Below are 17,017 nucleotides of genomic sequence, written 5' to 3'. Positions count from 1 at the left end.
TCAGCGGGCCATCAACCGCCGCCGTACATCTGCTGGGGCAGCCACAAAATGACCTGAGGGTACATGAAGCACAGCGCCACCATCGCCATCTGTAGCAGCACGAAGGGAATCACGCCAATGTAGATGTCGCGGATGGTCACGCCCTTGGGCACCGCCCCTTTGAGGTAGAAGAGTGAGAAGCCCACCGGTGGTGTGAGGAACGAGGTTTGCAGCATGAGTGCCACCAGGATCAGGAACCAGGTCATGTCCAGCCCGGCGAGCTTGATCACCGGGGCCAGCAGCGGCAGGATGATCAGCACGATCTCGAACCAGTCGAGGAAGAAGCCGGCGATGAACACCACCAGCAGCACCACCAGCACCAGCCCGGTGGGGCCCAGACCCAAGCCTTTGAAGAACTCGGCAATCAACTCGTCGCCGCCGATCAGGCGCAACACATAGGCAAACACCGTGGCGCCAATGAAGATGGCGAAGATGAAGCAGGTGGTCAGCGTGGTTTCAATGCCCACCTGGCGAATCACCGACCAGCTCAGCTTGCGGTTGGCCGCAGCCAGCAAGATGGCGCCGAACGCGCCCAGGCCCGAGGCTTCGGTGGGCGTGGCCACGCCGAAGAAGATGGAGCCCAGCACCACCAAAATCAGACCAAAGGTGGGCAGGGTGGACAGGAAGGCAATGCCCACTTGGCGGGCGGTCAGCTTTTCGGCGTCGGCCGGGCGCGGGGGTACCAGGTCGGGGCGCACGAAGCCGACGACGACCACAAACACCATGTACAGCAGGCCCAGCGCCACGCCGGGAATGAGTGCGCCCATGAACAGGTCGCCCACCGAGACCGACACCTGATCTGCCATGAGCACCAGCATGATGGACGGCGGAATGAGAATGCCCAGCGTGCCCGAAGCCGCCACCACACCCGAGGCCAGCGCCTTGTTGTAGTTGTTTTGCAGCATGATGGGCATGGACAGCACGGCCAACAGCACGACCGACGCACCCACGATGCCGGTGGAAGCCGCCAGCAAGATGCCGATGACGATCACCGTCAGGCCCAGGCCGCCTTTGATGCCGCCAAACACCTTGACGAAGTTGCGCATCATGGTGTCGGCCACGCCCGAGCGGTCGAGCATGAGGCCCATGTAAACGAACATGGGCAGTGAGACCAGCACCCAGTTCGACATGATGGCGTCGAACCGGTCGACCACCCCCGAGAATTTGGCCCAGCTCGTCATGAGGAAGGTGTCAAACCCGAAGCTGTCACCCAAAAAGATGCCCAGCGCGGCAAAACCCAGTGACAGAATGCCCAGCAGCCAAGCCACCGGGTAGCCGGTGAACAGCGCCAGAATGAAGGTCACCATCAGGCCGATGGCGAGGAACTCGTAAAAAGGCAACACGTGTCTTCCCTTGCTTATTTGTTGTGGGTGGTGAAGAGCGCGGCCCAGACCCGGGTCAGCCGGCTGATGGCGGCCAGGGCGAGCAACACGAATGCGGTCACGAGGAAGGACTTGATGAACCAGCGGTAGGGCAGTCCACCGGCCGCAGCAGACACTTCATTGAGTTGGTAAGAAGACCAGAAAAAAGGAATGGCGTACCAGACCACCACCCCACAAAAAACCAGCAGGCCGGCCAGACCAAAGAGTTCGATCCACTGGCGGGTGCGCTGTGTGAAGCGCTCGGCCAGCACGTCAATGCGCACGTTGCGCTCTTTCACCTCGGTGAACGAAATGCCCAGCATGAATCCGATGGCGTAGAGGTGCCATTGCAGCTCTTCCATCATGATGGAGCCGGCGCCAAAGACATAGCGGGCGATCACCTGGATCACGATCACCAGCACCAAAATCAGCCACAAGGCCGAGGCAAGCTCGCCGAACCAGGTCACGACCCGGTCGGCAGCCCGTGAAAACGCGGTGGTGGGTAGGGCAAGGCCCGAAGGCCCTGCTTCCAGCGGGGCAGCGTTGTGCGTCATGTTCTTCATTCCAATATCCTTCTAAGCGATCAACGCTGCCGGTCTCATCAACGCCTTACTTGTAGTCGCGGGGCAGGTAGCCCAGGTCGTGCCAGGCGCGGTTCTTGTTCTGGAAGGCCGACATGCTGTCATACACCTTTTTAAACATCGGGTCCTTGGCGGACTCTTCGGCAATAACTTCTTTGGAAGCCTTGGCGAAGGCGTCCAGCATGGTCTTGTTGAACTGGCGAAGCTTCACGCCTTCCTTCTCAAACTTGACCAGCACGTCGCCCTGCAAGGCTTCGGCCTTGGACATGGCGATGGTCACACCCGCGGTGCAGGTGGTTTCGATCTGGGCTTGGGTCTGCGGCTTGAGCTTGTTCCATGCCGCGATGTTCACGTACAGGAACTGGTTGGTGGACGGCTGGTGCCAGCCTGGCAGGTAGTAGTTCTTGGCCACTTTGGCAAAGCCCAGCTGGTCGTCCACGGTGGGCAGCGAGAACTCGGTGCCGTCCAGCACGCCTTTTTCCAGCGCCTGGAACAGCTCGCCACCGGGCAACATGGTCACCGAGGCGCCCAGCTTCTGGTAGATCTTGCCACCCAGCGCAGCGGCGCGGAACTTCAGGCCAACCAGGTCGGCGGGCGTCTTGATTTCCTTGCGGAACCAGCCGGCCGCCTCGGGGCTGATGGAGCCGCAAAAGATGGGGTACACGTTGTGTGGCTTGAAGGCTTCCTTCAGCAGTGCATCGCCGCCGCCGAAGTACATCCAGGCGGAAAACTGGGGCGTTTCCATGCCGAAGGGCAGGGCACCGAAGATGGCCGAAACAGGCACCTTGCCCAACTCGTAGCCCATGAAGCTGTATCCGGCCTCCACCTTGCCGGAGGACACAGCGTCAAAAATACCCAGCGCAGGAACCAGTTTGCCGGGCTCGAACACCTGCAGGTTGACCGAGCCGCCAGACACTTTCTTCAATTGCTCCGAGACCCAGGGCATGGTGTCGCCCAGCGCGGTCAGGTTGGAGCCGAAGGACATGGGAATGCCCCAGCGCACGGTTTCCTGTGCGGTGGCGGGCAGGGTCATGGCGACCATGGAGGCAGCGAGTGCCAGGGCTTTCAAGTTGTGTTTCATGGTGGAGGTCTCCAGAAGTTTTTGATGGACACAAGAGCAGGCTCCGAGCACTCTTTTCGAGCGCTAGAAGCCTGGCTATCGCATGGGCTCAAGCCCTGTTACGGGCCAGGTGCCGCAGAAACGGCGTGGCCCCGAGCAAACGCACTTGAGGCCGGTTAGTAGAACCGCTTGGCCCGGTGTTTTGAGCATGGAGAGGCTAAGGATTTACCCTAGGCGCTGGTTTTTGGCGGTTTTCCGCGTCCAATGTGATTGCGCGTGCAGGCCGTTTTTGCCCAGTTTTCGGGGCTGATTTTTGGGCATTTTTCGCCCCGTTTGCAGAGTGAAAAATGGCACTTTTTGCAGGCGGCTGCGGCCTGCGGATACCGGTTCAGGGTGTGAATGATTTTTGTGGAGCGTTTGAAGAAGTTTCATCTTCAAAGGCTGCATTCGAGTCGTGCTGGCGACACTCGGCCGGCGTGAGGCCGGTCCAGGCCTTGAAGGCGCGCATGAAGCTCTTCTCGTTTTGAAAGCCGGTGGCCTGCGCCACCTGTTTGATGGGCCGCTGTGTGCGTTGCAGCAGGGCCATTGCGCGTTGTTTGCGCACCTCGTCCTTCAGTGCCTGCAGCGAGGCGCCTTCTTCTTTCAGCTGGCGGTGCAGTGTGCGGGCCGACAGGCCCAGCCGCGCTGCCAGATCGTTGGCGTTGTGGGCGTCCAGGGGCTGGCTCATCAGCACCTGACGCACCCGTGGCACCAGCAACCGGTCGCGTCGGTAGGCGCGCACGGTCAGGGGCAGGGCGCGTTGCAGCATCTGGTTCATGGCGGCTTCGTCGCGCTTGAGCGGCAGAGCCAGGTAGCGCGCGTCAAAGCGGATGGTGGCCGGGCCTGCGTCGAAGTCGGTCGGTCCGTCGAACAGCACGCCATAGGCCTCGGCGTGGGCGGGTGGGCCAAAAGGAAACTGGGCGCCCAGCAGCGGCAGGCGCGAGTCGATGAACCAGCAGGCCAGGCCATGGATGTTGCGCAGCATGGAAACCAGGCAAAACTCGCGCAGGGCACCGCCTGCGGCAATGGGGCCCGCCGTGCGGTGCTCGGTGATGGCGATGCTCGCCACCGGGCCGGCCGTGGTGACCGCCAGTGTGATGTCGTCTGCGAGCAGGCTGTGGTGGCGGCACCAGCGCTTGAGCGCCACGCCCAGCGTGGGTGCCGATAGCGAGGCGCGGGCCAGCAGGCCGTAGCTTCCCCAGGGCAGCGGTCGGGCAAACCAACCCAGGGCCTCGTCGTTCAGTTCACGCATGGCCGCACCCGACACGGCCTCCATTTGCGCGGCGGTGATGCGCGAGCCCGCGTCGATCAGCAGCGCTGGCGCAATCTGCGCATGAGCCAGGGCCTGAGCCGGGCTTTTGCCCTGTTGTGCATAGGCCGCGGCGATGGCTTGCACGAAAGATACGGGTGTGGCGGCCTTGGCGGGACGCGTGTCGGCGGGGGGCGCTGCGCCAGATGGGGCCAGATGGTTCGGGTTTGCCATGGGTGTCAGTGTGCCTGCAACGTGGCACGATTTGCAACCATTCTGGCAACGCGGTGGCGGGCCAAGCTTCTATGCTTGCGCTTTGTGCCCGGCGTGAACCGGGGCACAGCCCCAGAGGAGACACACCCATGATCGAGACCCGTTCTGCCGCTGCACCGCTGGTGCGCAGCCAGGCGCAGGGCGCGACCGACGTGCCGCTGATCGAGCAGACCATTGGCGCGTTTTTTGACGCTATGGTGGCGCGCCAGCCCGAGCACGACGCGCTGGTCAGCGCGCATCAGGGGCGGCGCTACAGCTACCGCGCTCTGCAGCAAGACGCGCACCGCCTGGCCAGCGCCTTGCTGCGCCAGGGCTTGCAGCCGGGCGACCGGGTGGGCATCTGGTCGCACAACAACGCCGAGTGGGTGCTGATGCAGCTGGCCACCGCGCAGGTGGGCCTGGTGCTGGTGAACATCAACCCGGCCTACCGCACGTCTGAAGTGGAGTACGCGCTCAACAAGGTGGGTTGCAAACTGCTGGTGTCGATGGCGCAGTTCAAGACCAGCGACTACCTGGGCATGCTGCGCGAACTGGCGCCCGAGTGGGCGCACTGCGCGGCTGGCGCGCTGCAAGCGCAGCAACTGCCACATCTGAAAACCGTGGTCTGGATCGACGAATCCGGCGTGGGCGCCGAAGAGCCGGGGCTGATGCGCTTTTCTGCATTGCTCGCCCAGGGCGACGCCACCGACCCGCGCGTGGCGCAGGTGGGGGCCACGCTCAAGGCCACCGACCCCATCAACATCCAGTTCACCAGCGGCACCACCGGCTTCCCCAAGGGCGCCACGTTGACGCACCGCAACATCCTGAACAACGGCTTCTTCATCGGCGAGTGCATGAAGCTCACGCCGGCCGACCGGTTGTGCATTCCGGTGCCGCTGTACCACTGCTTTGGCATGGTGCTGGGCAACCTGGCCTGCTTCACGCACGGCGCCACCGTGGTCTATCCCAACGACGGCTTCGACCCACTGACCGTATTGCAGACGGTGCAGGACGAACGCTGCACGGGCCTGCACGGCGTGCCCACCATGTTCATCGCCGAGCTGGACCACCCGCGCTTCCAGGAATTCGACCTGTCTACCCTGCGCACCGGCATCATGGCTGGCTCGCCCTGCCCCACGGCGGTGATGCAGCGCGTGGTGAGCGACATGCACCTGTCTGAGATCACCATCGCCTACGGCATGACCGAAACCAGCCCGGTGAGCTGCCAGAGCAGCACCGACACGCCGCTGGACAAGCGCGTATCCACGGTCGGCACGGTGCAGCCGCACCTGGAGGTGAAGATCGTCAACCCCGACACCGGCGAGGTGGTGGCGCCAGGCCAGTCCGGCGAGCTGTGCACGCGCGGCTATTCGGTGATGCACGGCTACTGGGACGACCCAGCCAAGACAGCCGAGGCCATCGACGCCGAGGGCTGGATGCACACCGGCGACCTCGCCACCATGGACGCCGAGGGCTATGTGAACATCGTCGGCCGCATCAAGGACTTGGTGATCCGGGGTGGCGAGAACGTGTACCCGCGCGAAATCGAAGAATTTCTGTACCGCCACCCCGCCATTCAAGATGTGCAGGTGGTCGGTGTGCCCGATGCGAAGTACGGCGAAGAGCTGTGCGCCTGGATCATCGTCAAGCCCGGCCAGACGCTGGACGAAGATGCTGTGCGCGCCTTCTGCAAGGGGCAGATCGCACACTACAAAGTGCCGCGCTACATCCGTTTTGTCGACGGCTTCCCGATGACCGTGACCGGCAAAATCCAGAAATTCAAGATCCGCGACGCCATGAAAGACCAGCTGGGGCTGGTCGACCTGAAGACAGCCTGAACCAAGAGAACCACATGCCCGCACTCGACACCAAACTCAACGCCCGCTCCGCCGACTTCCAGGCCAACGCCGCCGCCATGCGCGCGGTGGTGGACGACTTGAAAGCCCAGATCGACAAGGCCACCTTCGGCGGTGGCGAGGCCGCCCGTGCCAAGCATGTGGCGCGCGGCAAGCTGCTGCCGCGCGACCGGGTGCAGATGCTGCTGGATCCGGGCACACCGTTTCTTGAACTCAGCCCGATGGCCGCGATGGGCATGTACCCCGACCGCGACGGCAGCGACAGCGCGCCCTGCGCCGGCGTCATCACGGGCATTGGTCGTGTGAGCGGGGTGGACTGCCTGATCATCTGCAACGACGCCACCGTGAAGGGCGGCACCTACTACCCGCTGACCGTGAAGAAGCACCTGCGCGCGCAAGAAGTGGCGCAGCAAAACTGCCTGCCCTGCATCTACCTGGTGGACTCGGGCGGTGCCAACCTGCCGAACCAGGACGAGGTGTTCCCCGACCGCGACCACTTCGGCCGCATCTTCTTCAACCAGGCCAACATGAGCGCGCAGGGCATCGCGCAGATCGCGGTGGTCATGGGCTCGTGCACGGCTGGCGGCGCCTATGTGCCGGCCATGAGCGACGAGACCATCATCGTCAAAAACCAGGGCACCATCTTCCTGGGCGGCCCGCCGCTGGTGAAGGCCGCCACGGGCGAGGTGGTGAGCGCCGAAGACCTGGGCGGCGGTGACGTGCACACGCGCCTCTCGGGCGTGGCCGACCACCTGGCGCAGAACGACCTGCACGCCATCGCGCTGGCGCGCCAGGCGGTGAAGAACCTCAACGTCCGCAAGGTCCCACCCATCACCACCATCGACCCGGTGGCGCCGCTGTACCCGGCCGAAGAGCTGTACGGCGTGATCCCGACCGACACGCGCAAGCCGTTTGATGTGCGCGAAATCATCGCCCGCATCGTCGACGGCTCCGAGTTCGACGAGTTCAAGTCGCGCTTCGGCACCACGCTGGTCTGCGGCTTTGCGCGCATCGAAGGCATGCCGGTCGGCATCATCGCCAACAACGGCATTTTGTTCAGCGAGTCGGCGCTCAAGGGCGCGCACTTCATCGAACTGTGCTGCCAGCGCAAGACGCCGCTGGTGTTCCTGCAGAACATCACCGGCTTCATGGTCGGGCGCAAATACGAAAACGAAGGCATCGCCCGCAACGGCGCCAAGATGGTGACCGCCGTGGCCACGGCCGCGGTGCCCAAGTTCACCATCATCATCGGCGGCAGTTTCGGCGCCGGCAACTACGGCATGTGCGGCCGCGCCTACAGCCCGCGCTTCCTGTGGATGTGGCCGAACGCGCGCATTTCTGTGATGGGTGGCGAGCAGGCCGCGAGCGTGCTTGCTACCGTGAAGCGCGACGGCATTGAGGGCAAGGGCGGCAGCTGGAGCGCCGAAGAAGAAGCCGCGTTCAAGGCGCCCATCAAGGAGCAGTACGAGGTGCAGGGCCACCCGTATTTCGCCACCGCGCGCCTGTGGGACGACGGCGTGATCGACCCGGCCGATACGCGGCGTGTGTTGGCGCTGGGGCTGAGCGCGTCTCTCAATGCGCCGATCCCCGAGACCAAGTTTGGACTTTTCCGTATGTGATGTGTATGATTTGTTGAGTTCATACACATTCAAGAGGATTGGCATGCGGACCAACATCGTGATCGACGACAAGCTCATGGCCGACGTGATGGCCAGCGGCGACTTCAAGACCAAGAAGGAAGCGGTCGAGGAGGGCTTGCGCCTGCTCAAGCGGCGAAAGGCTTACGCGGACCTGCGCGCCGCCCGCGGCACCTTGTTCTGGGACGATTCGGACGAGGCTTGGGCCGCGCGCCGGGCTGAAATGGCCCAGGAAGTCGTGCTGGCCGACGAGCCAGCCACCGTTCAAGAGCCTGCTGCGCCCTACAAGCGAGGCCAACAGCGATGATTTTGGTGGATTCCAGTGTCTGGATCGACTATTTCAGAGGCTTGAAAAACCTGCATACCGAGCGCCTGGACGAGCTGCTGGACCAGGTGGAAGAGGAAGTGGGTGTCGCCGATCTGGTGGTGTTCGAGGTGTTGCGCGGTTTCACAGCGCCCAAAGTCCAGCAGCAGGCAAAAGCCCTGTTGCTCGGCACCACCGTGGTGGAGATCGGCGGATTAGACAACGCATTGCAGGCCGCCACGCTCTATCGCCAACTGCGAGAACAGGGCCGCACCGTGCGCAGCCCCGTCGACGTGCTGCTGGCGAGCTATTGCATGACCCACGGCCACACGCTGCTGCACCGCGACGCGGATTTCGAATCGCTCAAAACCCTGGGAGGGCTGGACACATGGCCGCACTGACCCCTTCGCCAAGCGCGTTTCACCGCCACTTCACGGCCCAAGCGCGTTACCACGTCTGGGCCACTCACCGCCTGCTGGACGCAGTCTCGCGGCTGTCCGACACCGACTACCGCAAAGACGTGGGCCTGTTCTTCAAGAGCATTCACGGCACGCTCAACCACCTGCTGGTGGGTGAGCACCTGCTCTGGTACGCGCGCTTCTCCAAGGGGGCCTCGCCGCTGCTGGGGCTGGACACCGAGGTGGAGCCCGACCGCGAACGCCTGGGCCAGGCGCTCAAGGGCGGTGCGGCCAACTGGGAGCACCTCATAGCCACCTGGCCGGCCGAGCGCTTCGACGGCCAGCTGGACTACAAGACCATGAAAGGCGTCCCGCAGTCGCTGCCGTTCGCCGCCACGCTGGCGCATGTGTTCAACCACGCCACCCACCACCGCGGCCAGATCACCGCCGCACTCACCGCGCTGGGCCAGCCCGCGCCCGAGCTGGACTGGGTTTACCACCTGCAACTGGACGCCGCTGAAAGCCAAAAACCATGAGCCAAGCCCTGAACGTTTCGGTGCAAGACCGCATCGCCCGCATCACGCTCAGCCGCCCCGAGGTGCGCAACGCCTTCAACGACGAAGTCATTCAGCAGCTCAAGGCCGCGTTTGAAACCGTGGGCGCGCGGGACGATGTGCGCGCCGTGGTGCTGGCGGCGGTGGGCCCGGCCTTTTGCGCGGGTGCCGACCTGAACTGGATGCGACGCATGGCCGACTACACCCGCGATGAGAACATCGCCGACGCCGGTCAGCTCGCTGCGATGCTCCAAGCCATCTACGCATGCCCTAAGCCCACCATCGCCGCTGTGCAGGGCGACGTGTTTGCCGGTGGCATGGGCCTGGTGGCCGCGTGCGACATGGCCGTGAGCGTGGACAGCGCCACCTACTGCCTGAGCGAGGTGAAGCTCGGGTTGATCCCGGCCACCATCAGCCCCTACGTGATCCGCGCCATGGGCGCTCGTGCCGCGCACCGCTACTTCCTCACGGCCGAGCGTTTCAGCGCGCAAGAGGCGCACCGCATTGGCTTTGTGCACGAACTGGTGGACAGCGCTGAGGCGCTGTCGACGAAAACGGACGAGCTGGCCCAAGCCTTGTGCAGCGCCAGCCCGGCCGCTGTGCGCGCCTGCAAGAAGCTGGTGCAGGACGTGGCCGAGCGCAGCATCGACGAGGCCCTGATTGCCGCCACGGTGGACGGCATTGCCGACATCCGCGCCAGCAACGAAGGCCGCGAAGGCGTGCAGTCCTTCCTGCAAAAACGCAAACCCGGCTGGCTCGCCAGCTGAGCGGCACGGGGAACCTAGGCACATGGACGCCCTCTGGTCCTCTCTGGTCGCATGGCTGCACAGCGTGGGCTTGCCCGCCGGTGCGGGTGTGGCCGATGCCGTGGGCGCGGGCGCTGCACAAGCCGCCAGCGGGCTCGACATGCCCAGCCTGCTCGCGCTGGCCGCTGCACTGGGCTGGGTCAGCGGTTTCCGGCTTTACGCGGTGGTGTTCCTGGTGGGTGCATCGGGTGCGCTGGGCTGGATGCCCTTGCCCGAAGGCCTGCAGGTGCTGCAGCATCCGGCGCTGCTGGCCACCAGCGGTGCCCTGCTGTTTGTGGAGTTTTTTGCCGACAAGATCCCGGGCCTGGACTCGCTGTGGGACATGGTCAACAGCGTGATCCGCATCCCCGCTGGTGCGGCGCTGGCCGCCGGTGCGCTGGGCGCCGACAGCGCCACCATGGCGCTGGTGGGCGCACTGCTTGGCGGCACGCTGGCCGCCAGCAGCCAGGCCGCCAAAACCACCACACGCGCCGCCATCAACACCTCGCCCGAGCCGTTCTCCAACATCGCCATGAGCCTGGTCGAAGACGGCTTGGTGGTGGGTGCAGTCTGGCTGGCCACCAACCACCCGCTGGCGTTCGGCGTGTCGCTGGCCATCGCCGTGGTGCTGATGTGGATCGTCACCTGGATGTTGTTCAAGTTCTTGCGCGCGGTGTTCCGCCGGGCGCGATCTTTCTTTTCACCTGCTTCTGCCTAGGAAACTGCATGTTCACCAAAATCCTGATTGCCAATCGAGGCGAGATCGCCTGCCGCGTCGCCGCCACCGCCCGCCGCATGGGCGTGCGCACCGTGGCCGTGTATTCCGACGCCGATGCCAGCGCCAAACACGTGGCGGCCTGCGACGAGGCGGTGCACATCGGGGGCAGCGCGCCCAAAGACAGCTACCTGCAATGGCAGCGCATCCTCGACGCCGCCAAGGCCACCGGCGCGCAGGCCATCCACCCCGGCTACGGCTTTCTGAGCGAAAACGAAGCCTTCGCCAACGCCTGCGCTGAAGCCGGTCTGGTGTTCATCGGCCCGCCCGCCAGCGCCATCCTGGCCATGGGCCTGAAGGCCGAGTCCAAGCGCCTAATGGAAAGCGCCGGCGTGCCGCTGGTGCCGGGTTACCACGGCGCCGACCAGGACCCGCACATGCTGCAACACGAGGCCGACCGTATCGGTTACCCGGTGCTGATCAAGGCCAGCGCCGGCGGCGGTGGCAAGGGCATGCGCGCGGTCGAGAAGTCTGAAGACTTTGCGGCAGCGCTCGCGTCGTGCAAGCGCGAGGCCATCAACAGCTTTGGCAGCGACGCCGTGCTGGTGGAGAAATACGCGCAGCGCCCGCGACACATCGAGATCCAGGTGTTCGGTGACACCCACGGCAACTGCGTGTACCTGTTCGAGCGCGACTGCTCGGTGCAGCGGCGCCACCAGAAGGTGCTGGAAGAAGCGCCCGCACCGGGCATGACGCCCGAGCTGCGCCAGCAAATGGGCCTGGCCGCGGTGGCAGCGGCGCGCGCTGTGAACTACGTGGGTGCAGGCACGGTGGAATTCATCGTCGAGCAGCCGCCCGAGGGTGGCATGCGCTTCTACTTCATGGAGATGAACACCCGCCTGCAGGTGGAGCACCCGGTAACCGAGGCCATCACCGGACTGGACCTGGTGGAATGGCAGCTGCGTGTGGCGAGCGGCGAGCCGCTGCCGCTGACGCAGGAGCAGTTGCACATTGACGGTCACGCCATCGAAGCCCGCATCTGCGCTGAGACGCCGGACAACCAGTTCCTGCCCGCCACCGGCCGGCTCGACGTGTACCGCAAGCCCGCCTGCACCAGTTTTGAAAGAGGGGCGGTGCGCGTCGACGACGGCGTGCGCGAGGGCGATGCCATCAGTCCGTTCTACGATTCCATGGTCGCCAAGCTCATCGTGCACGGCCGCACCCGCGCCGAGGCGCTGGCCAAGATGGACGCCGCGTTGGCACAAACCCGCATCGTCGGCCTGTCCACCAACGTGCAGTTCCTGCGCCATGTGGTTGCCAGCCCCTCGTTCGCCCAGGCCAATCTGGACACCGCGCTGATTCCGCGCGAAGCAGACGTGCTGTTCCACCAGGACAAGGTGGGGCTGAACCTGGCTGTGGCCGCCGCTGTGGCCCAGACCTTGGTGCATGAGAAGGCCGGGGAGGGCAAGGACCCGTTTTCGCGCACCGACGGATGGCGCCCGTTTGGCCTGGCGCAGCGCCGTTTCGACTTTGAATACCAAGGCGAACCGCTGATGGCCACGCTGACCTACATGCACGACGGTGCCCTCAAGCTCACCCTGGGCGAGACCAGCGCGGTGCTCGAATTCAAGCCGCTGCCCGCCGAAAGCGGCATCCTGATCGACCTGCAATTCAACGGTCAGCGCCAGACCGTACAGACCTGGCAGCTCGGTGAAACCGTGCACCTGTTCTGCGACCTCGGCGCGGCCCAGATCACCGAGCTCGATGCCCTGGCCCATGCGGGCGAGGTGGCGGCCGAAGGCGGGCGCCTCACCGCGCCCATGCCGGGCAAGGTGGTGTCGTTCTCAGTGAAAGCCGGTGACGCGGTGAAGAAGGGCCAGCCGCTCGCGGTGATGGAAGCCATGAAGATGGAGCACACCATTGCCGCGCCGGCCGATGGCACCGTGGCCGAGCTGCTGTATGTGCCTGGCGACCAGGTGGCTGAGGGCAGCGAGCTGCTGAAGATTCAGACGGCTTGATGCCCAAGCCGTGTCACGTACCGCCGTTAAGCTCGCCGCATGAACATCACTTTTTGCTGCACCGACACCAAGGCCGAGCCTTGGCTTTCCGGCCTTCGCGCCGCATGTCCCGAGGCTTCTGTGAGCGTGTGGCAACCTGGCGCGCCGCAGGCCGACCACGCGGTGGTCTGGGCGCCGCCCCAACAGTTTCTGGACGAGCAGCAGGCGCTCAAGGGCCTGTTCAACATCGGCGCAGGGGTGGACGCGCTGCTCAAGCTGCGGCTGCCGCCCGGCGTGAAAGTGGTGCGGCTGGACGATGCGGGTATGTCGGTGCAAATGGCCGAATACGTGTGCCACGCCGTCATTCGCCATTTCCGCGAGTTCGATGGCTACGAAGCCGATGTGAAGGCAGGCCAATGGTCGTACCGCAAGCCCCGCGACCGCAAGGACTTCGCGGTCGGCGTGATGGGGCTGGGCGTGCTCGGAGAGCGGGTGGCCAAGTCGCTGCGGGTGTTTGACTTTCCGGTGCACGGCTGGAGCCGCACCCCCAAGGCCATTGAAGGCGTGATGACCTACAGCGGCGAGGTGGGCTTTGAGACCTTCCTGTCGTCCAGCCGGGTGTTGGTCAACCTGCTGCCGCTGACGGCCGATACCAAAGACATTCTGAACCGCGACACGCTCGGCAAACTCAAACCCGGCGGCTACCTGATCAACGTGGCACGCGGCGCGCACCTGGTCGAGTCCGACCTGCTCGCCCTGCTGGAGAGCGGCCACCTGGCCGGCGCCACGCTGGACGTGTTCCGCACCGAGCCGCTGCCCGCAGAACATCCGTTCTGGACCCATCCGAAGATCACCGTCACGCCGCACACCTCGGCGCGCACGCTGCGCGATGAGAGCATCGCGCAGATCGCAGGCAAGATCCGCGCGATGGATGCGGGCCAGCCGGTTGCGGGTGTCGTGGACCCGATCCGGGGCTATTGACATGAACACCCCCGTTGCTGGCGCGCTGTGCGTTGCCGCATCCCCCTTAAAGGGCACACCTGCAGCCTGGCAAAGCCCGCTCTGCGGTGGTCCACGCTATTGAACAGGACTTCTCCATGAACGCCATCCCTTCCCAAGTCCGGCTCATCGACGTCGGACCACGCGACGGTTTGCAGAACGAAAAGCAGCCGGTGCCCGCCGCCGTCAAGATCGAGCTGGTGCACCGCCTGCAGGCCGCCGGTCTGAAGGAAATCGAAGTGACCAGCTACGTCAGCCCCAAGTGGGTGCCGCAGATGGCCGACAACCACGAGGTGATGGCGGGCATCGCGCGCCAGAGCGGTGTGCGCTACTCGGTGCTCACGCCCAACCTCAAGGGTTTCGAATCTGCTCAGCAAGACAAGCCCGACGAGATCGTGGTGTTTGGCGCCGCCAGCGAGGCCTTCAGCCAGAAGAACATCAACTGCTCCATCGCCGAGAGCATCGAGCGTTTCGCGCCGGTGGTGGCGGCGGCGCTCGCGGCCGGTATTGCGGTGCGCGGCGCCATGAGCTGCACCGTGGGTTGCCCTTATGAGGGCGACATTGCGCCCGAGCGCGTGGCTTACCTGGCCGGGCTCATGAAGGGCATCGGCGTACAGCGGGTGGACGTGGCCGACACCATTGGTGTGGGAACGCCCAGGCGCGTGCAAGCAGCCATTGAGGCCACGCGCCGGCATTTCGACATCGACCACATCAGCGGCCATTTCCACGACACCTACGGCCAGGCGCTGTCCAACACGCTGGCCGCGCTGGAACTGGGCGTGTGGAACTTCCAGTCGTCCGTGGCCGGGTTGGGCGGTTGCCCCTACGCCAAGGGCGCCACGGGCAACGTGGCCACCGAAGACGTGGTGTACCTGCTGCACGGCATGGGCATTGAAACCGGCATCGATCTGGACGCGCTGGTGGACGCCGGTCAGTTCATCAGCCAATTTCTGAGCCGCCCCAGCGGCTCGCGCGTGGCGCGGGCCTTGATGGCCAAGCGCCAGGGTTGAGTGCGATGGAACTCAACGTCTGGCTTGCTTTTTTTGCCGCTTCCTGGGTCATCGCCATATCGCCCGGCTCGGGCGCGGTGCTGTCCATGAGCCACGGTCTGGCCTATGGTGTGCGCCAGGCCAGCGCCACCATTGCAGGGCTGCAGCTGGGGCTGGCGGTCATTTTGTTGATTGCCGGCGTGGGTGTGGGGGCGCTCTTGCTGGCGTCGGCCACCGCGTTCACGGTGGTCAAGGTGTTGGGCGCCGCTTACCTTATCTGGCTCGGCCTGAAGCAGTGGCGCTCGCCGGTTGACGCGCAGGCGCCCGCAGCTGGCAACGCGCTGGTGAAGCACCCGGGGTTACCCACGGTGCGTGAGCGGGTGCTGACCGGTTTCATGACCAATGTGACCAACCCGAAAGGCATCGTGTTCATGGTGGCGGTGTTGCCGCAGTTCATCGACCCCCACCGCCCGCTCTGGTTGCAGTTGCTGATTCTGTTGGTCACCTCAATCGGGGTCGATCTGGTGGTGATGCACGGCTACGCTTTCCTTGCCTCACGCGCGCAGCGCTGGCTGGCCACCGCCAAAGCCCGGCGTGCGCAAAATCGCGTGTTTGGCGGCGTGCTGATGGCCATGGGCGCCAGCCTGATCATGGTGAAGCGCGCGGGTGCCTGACCCTACACCACCCGGGGCAAGGGCGCCCCGCTACCATTGCCGCCCATGAGTGAAGCAAGCTTGAATACCCCCGAGCGGTCCGCTGGTGTGCAGCGCGTCACCGCCGAACTGGCCGCGCTCGGCCACCCGCACACCCCCGTGATGCTGAGCGACGCCGCGCGCACCGCGCAGCAGGCGGCCGACGCGCTTGGCGTGTCGTTGGGCCAGATCGCCAAAAGCATCATCTTCAGGCGCAAAAACCACCCCTCGGGCGACGTTGCGGCCGTGCTCGTCATTACCTCGGGCGACCTGCGAGTGGACGAGAAAAAGGTGCAGGCCATTGTGTGTGCCGAAGGCGGCAAGCTGGGCCGTGCAGATGCCGACTTTGTGAAGACCAAAACGGGGTTTTCCATCGGTGGCGTGTCGCCACTGGCGCATGCCACGCCACCCGTGACGCTGATCGATGCGCAGCTGTTTCGGTTTGGTGAAATCTGGGCCGCTGCCGGCCACCCGCATGGGGTGTTTCGCCTGAGTCCGAGCGATCTGCAAACCCTGACCGGTGCGCCCGTGCACGACGTGACCGCAGCACCCCCCGCCGAGCCCACCCCACCATGACCACCCCACTCATCAACCTGCGCGATGCGCGCGAGCACCACTCCGGCCCTGGCGTGCCGTCGCCTTGTGTGTCCATTTGCGAGCTGAACGAGCGCGACGGCAGTTGCAAAGGCTGTTATCGCACGCTGCAGGAAATCGCGGCCTGGGGCCAGTTGAGCGATGCCGACAAGCTGGTGGTGTGGGAACGTATCGAAGCGCGTCAATCCGCCTGACGAAGGCCAGCCCATGAGCAACGACACCCTGCACGACATCGCGTTTTATTACGACCCGATTTCGCCTTACGCCTACCTGGCGTTTGAGCGATTGCCCGAAGCGCTCATGGGGCACAGTGTGTGTGTGCGCTACAAACCGGTGCTGTTTGCGGCGCTGCTCAAAGCCAATGGCCAGCTGGGCCCGGCCGAAATACCCGCCAAGCGCGACTGGACTTACCGTCAGGTGAGCTGGCTCGCGCAGCACCACGGTGTGCCGCTTGAGTTGCCCGCAGCCCACCCGTTCAACCCGCTGGCGCTGCTGCGCCTGGGGCTGGCCACCGCCACGGACGACGCGCCCGGCGAGACCAACCGCTATGTCACCAGCCAGCTGTTTCACCACGCCTGGCGCGGTGGCCACAACGCCACCGACGCGGCTCGGTTGGGCGCCTTGCAGACGCTGCTGCAAGACCACATGGCCCAGCGGAACAAGCTCTGGAACCCGCCCGACGGCGAGGTGGTGAAGCAGCGCCTGCGCACCAACACCGACGAGGCCCTGGCCTTGGGCCTGTTTGGTGTGCCCGCCCTGGTGCTGGACGGTCATGTGTTCTGGGGCCTTGATGCGTTGCCCATGCTGCGCGCCTACCTTGATGGCGATGCCTGGTTTGAATCGGGCGCCTGGGAGGCGGCGGCGCGCCTGCCCGTGGGTGTGGCGCGCCGCTGACTGATTCAGCCCGTGCTTCAAC

General features: G+C 64.9%; 18 protein-coding genes. 14 read left to right on the top strand and 4 right to left on the bottom strand.

Annotated features, from left to right (window positions below):
• Positions 1–11: 11 nt before the first annotated feature.
• From ACTG4K_RS05060 to ACTG4K_RS05045, 4 genes are all read right to left on the bottom strand, one after another.
• Entirely contained in the window at positions 12–1,382 is a 1,371-nt protein-coding gene (locus tag ACTG4K_RS05060) for a TRAP transporter large permease (protein ID WP_439113098.1), read from the bottom strand.
• Between the two features lie 14 nt (positions 1,383–1,396).
• On the bottom strand, positions 1,397–1,954 hold the full coding sequence (locus tag ACTG4K_RS05055) for a TRAP transporter small permease subunit (protein ID WP_439113097.1): 558 nt from the start codon (positions 1,952–1,954) through the stop codon (positions 1,397–1,399).
• A gap of 55 nt (positions 1,955–2,009) precedes the next feature.
• The gene (locus tag ACTG4K_RS05050; protein WP_439113096.1) at positions 2,010–3,062 is read right to left on the bottom strand and encodes a TRAP transporter substrate-binding protein; all 1,053 of its coding nucleotides are present in this window, start codon (positions 3,060–3,062) and stop codon (positions 2,010–2,012) included.
• Positions 3,063–3,429: 367 nt separating this feature from the next.
• Positions 3,430–4,563 (bottom strand): AraC family transcriptional regulator, encoded by a 1,134-nt coding sequence (locus ACTG4K_RS05045; protein ID WP_439113095.1) that lies wholly within the window; start codon positions 4,561–4,563, stop codon positions 3,430–3,432.
• A 128-nt stretch (positions 4,564–4,691) separates the two neighbouring features.
• On the opposite strand from ACTG4K_RS05045, the gene ACTG4K_RS05040 reads away from it, so the two are divergent.
• The 14 genes from ACTG4K_RS05040 to ACTG4K_RS04975 all read left to right on the top strand — a co-directional run bounded on the left by ACTG4K_RS05040 (position 4,692) and on the right by ACTG4K_RS04975 (position 16,995).
• Positions 4,692–6,419 carry an AMP-binding protein gene (locus ACTG4K_RS05040; protein WP_439113094.1) on the top strand — a complete coding sequence of 576 codons (1,728 nt, stop codon included), beginning with the start codon at positions 4,692–4,694 and terminating at the stop codon, positions 6,417–6,419.
• Positions 6,420–6,433: 14 nt separating this feature from the next.
• Complete coding sequence (locus ACTG4K_RS05035; protein ID WP_439113093.1) at positions 6,434–8,056, top strand: carboxyl transferase domain-containing protein; 1,623 nt, start codon at positions 6,434–6,436, stop codon at positions 8,054–8,056.
• A gap of 43 nt (positions 8,057–8,099) precedes the next feature.
• Complete coding sequence (locus ACTG4K_RS05030) at positions 8,100–8,381, top strand: type II toxin-antitoxin system VapB family antitoxin (protein WP_439113092.1); 282 nt, start codon at positions 8,100–8,102, stop codon at positions 8,379–8,381.
• The gene (gene vapC / locus ACTG4K_RS05025) at positions 8,378–8,779 is read left to right on the top strand and encodes a type II toxin-antitoxin system VapC family toxin (protein ID WP_439113091.1); all 402 of its coding nucleotides are present in this window, start codon (positions 8,378–8,380) and stop codon (positions 8,777–8,779) included. Before ACTG4K_RS05030 ends, vapC begins: the two co-directional genes overlap by 4 nt.
• Positions 8,767–9,312, top strand: a complete 546-nt coding sequence (locus tag ACTG4K_RS05020; protein ID WP_439113090.1) for a DinB family protein — start codon at positions 8,767–8,769, stop codon at positions 9,310–9,312. The genes vapC and ACTG4K_RS05020 overlap by 13 nt, the downstream gene beginning before the upstream one ends.
• Positions 9,309–10,097 carry an enoyl-CoA hydratase/isomerase family protein gene (locus tag ACTG4K_RS05015; protein ID WP_439113089.1) on the top strand — a complete coding sequence of 263 codons (789 nt, stop codon included), beginning with the start codon at positions 9,309–9,311 and terminating at the stop codon, positions 10,095–10,097. Before ACTG4K_RS05020 ends, ACTG4K_RS05015 begins: the two co-directional genes overlap by 4 nt.
• A gap of 22 nt (positions 10,098–10,119) precedes the next feature.
• The gene (locus ACTG4K_RS05010) at positions 10,120–10,833 is read left to right on the top strand and encodes a DUF4126 domain-containing protein (protein WP_439113088.1); all 714 of its coding nucleotides are present in this window, start codon (positions 10,120–10,122) and stop codon (positions 10,831–10,833) included.
• Positions 10,834–10,841: 8 nt separating this feature from the next.
• Entirely contained in the window at positions 10,842–12,848 is a 2,007-nt protein-coding gene (locus tag ACTG4K_RS05005; protein ID WP_439113087.1) for an acetyl/propionyl/methylcrotonyl-CoA carboxylase subunit alpha, read from the top strand.
• A gap of 39 nt (positions 12,849–12,887) precedes the next feature.
• Positions 12,888–13,808, top strand: a complete 921-nt coding sequence (locus tag ACTG4K_RS05000; protein ID WP_439113086.1) for a 2-hydroxyacid dehydrogenase — start codon at positions 12,888–12,890, stop codon at positions 13,806–13,808.
• A gap of 116 nt (positions 13,809–13,924) precedes the next feature.
• Positions 13,925–14,836, top strand: a complete 912-nt coding sequence (locus ACTG4K_RS04995) for a hydroxymethylglutaryl-CoA lyase (protein ID WP_439113085.1) — start codon at positions 13,925–13,927, stop codon at positions 14,834–14,836.
• Between the two features lie 5 nt (positions 14,837–14,841).
• The gene (locus ACTG4K_RS04990; protein ID WP_439113084.1) at positions 14,842–15,489 is read left to right on the top strand and encodes a LysE family transporter; all 648 of its coding nucleotides are present in this window, start codon (positions 14,842–14,844) and stop codon (positions 15,487–15,489) included.
• A gap of 45 nt (positions 15,490–15,534) precedes the next feature.
• The gene (locus ACTG4K_RS04985) at positions 15,535–16,083 is read left to right on the top strand and encodes a YbaK/EbsC family protein (protein WP_439113083.1); all 549 of its coding nucleotides are present in this window, start codon (positions 15,535–15,537) and stop codon (positions 16,081–16,083) included.
• Complete coding sequence (locus ACTG4K_RS04980) at positions 16,080–16,295, top strand: DUF1289 domain-containing protein (protein ID WP_439113082.1); 216 nt, start codon at positions 16,080–16,082, stop codon at positions 16,293–16,295. Before ACTG4K_RS04985 ends, ACTG4K_RS04980 begins: the two co-directional genes overlap by 4 nt.
• A gap of 28 nt (positions 16,296–16,323) precedes the next feature.
• A complete protein-coding gene (locus tag ACTG4K_RS04975; protein ID WP_439113145.1) occupies positions 16,324–16,995 on the top strand; it encodes a 2-hydroxychromene-2-carboxylate isomerase in 672 nt (223 codons plus the stop codon).
• Positions 16,996–17,017 lie beyond the last annotated feature (22 nt).

Origin of the sequence: Hydrogenophaga sp., assembly GCF_965657535.1 — a bacterium.
Taxonomy (GTDB): Bacteria; Pseudomonadota; Gammaproteobacteria; order Burkholderiales; family Burkholderiaceae_C; genus Hydrogenophaga.
This window is presented reverse-complemented; position numbering and strand designations above follow the sequence as displayed.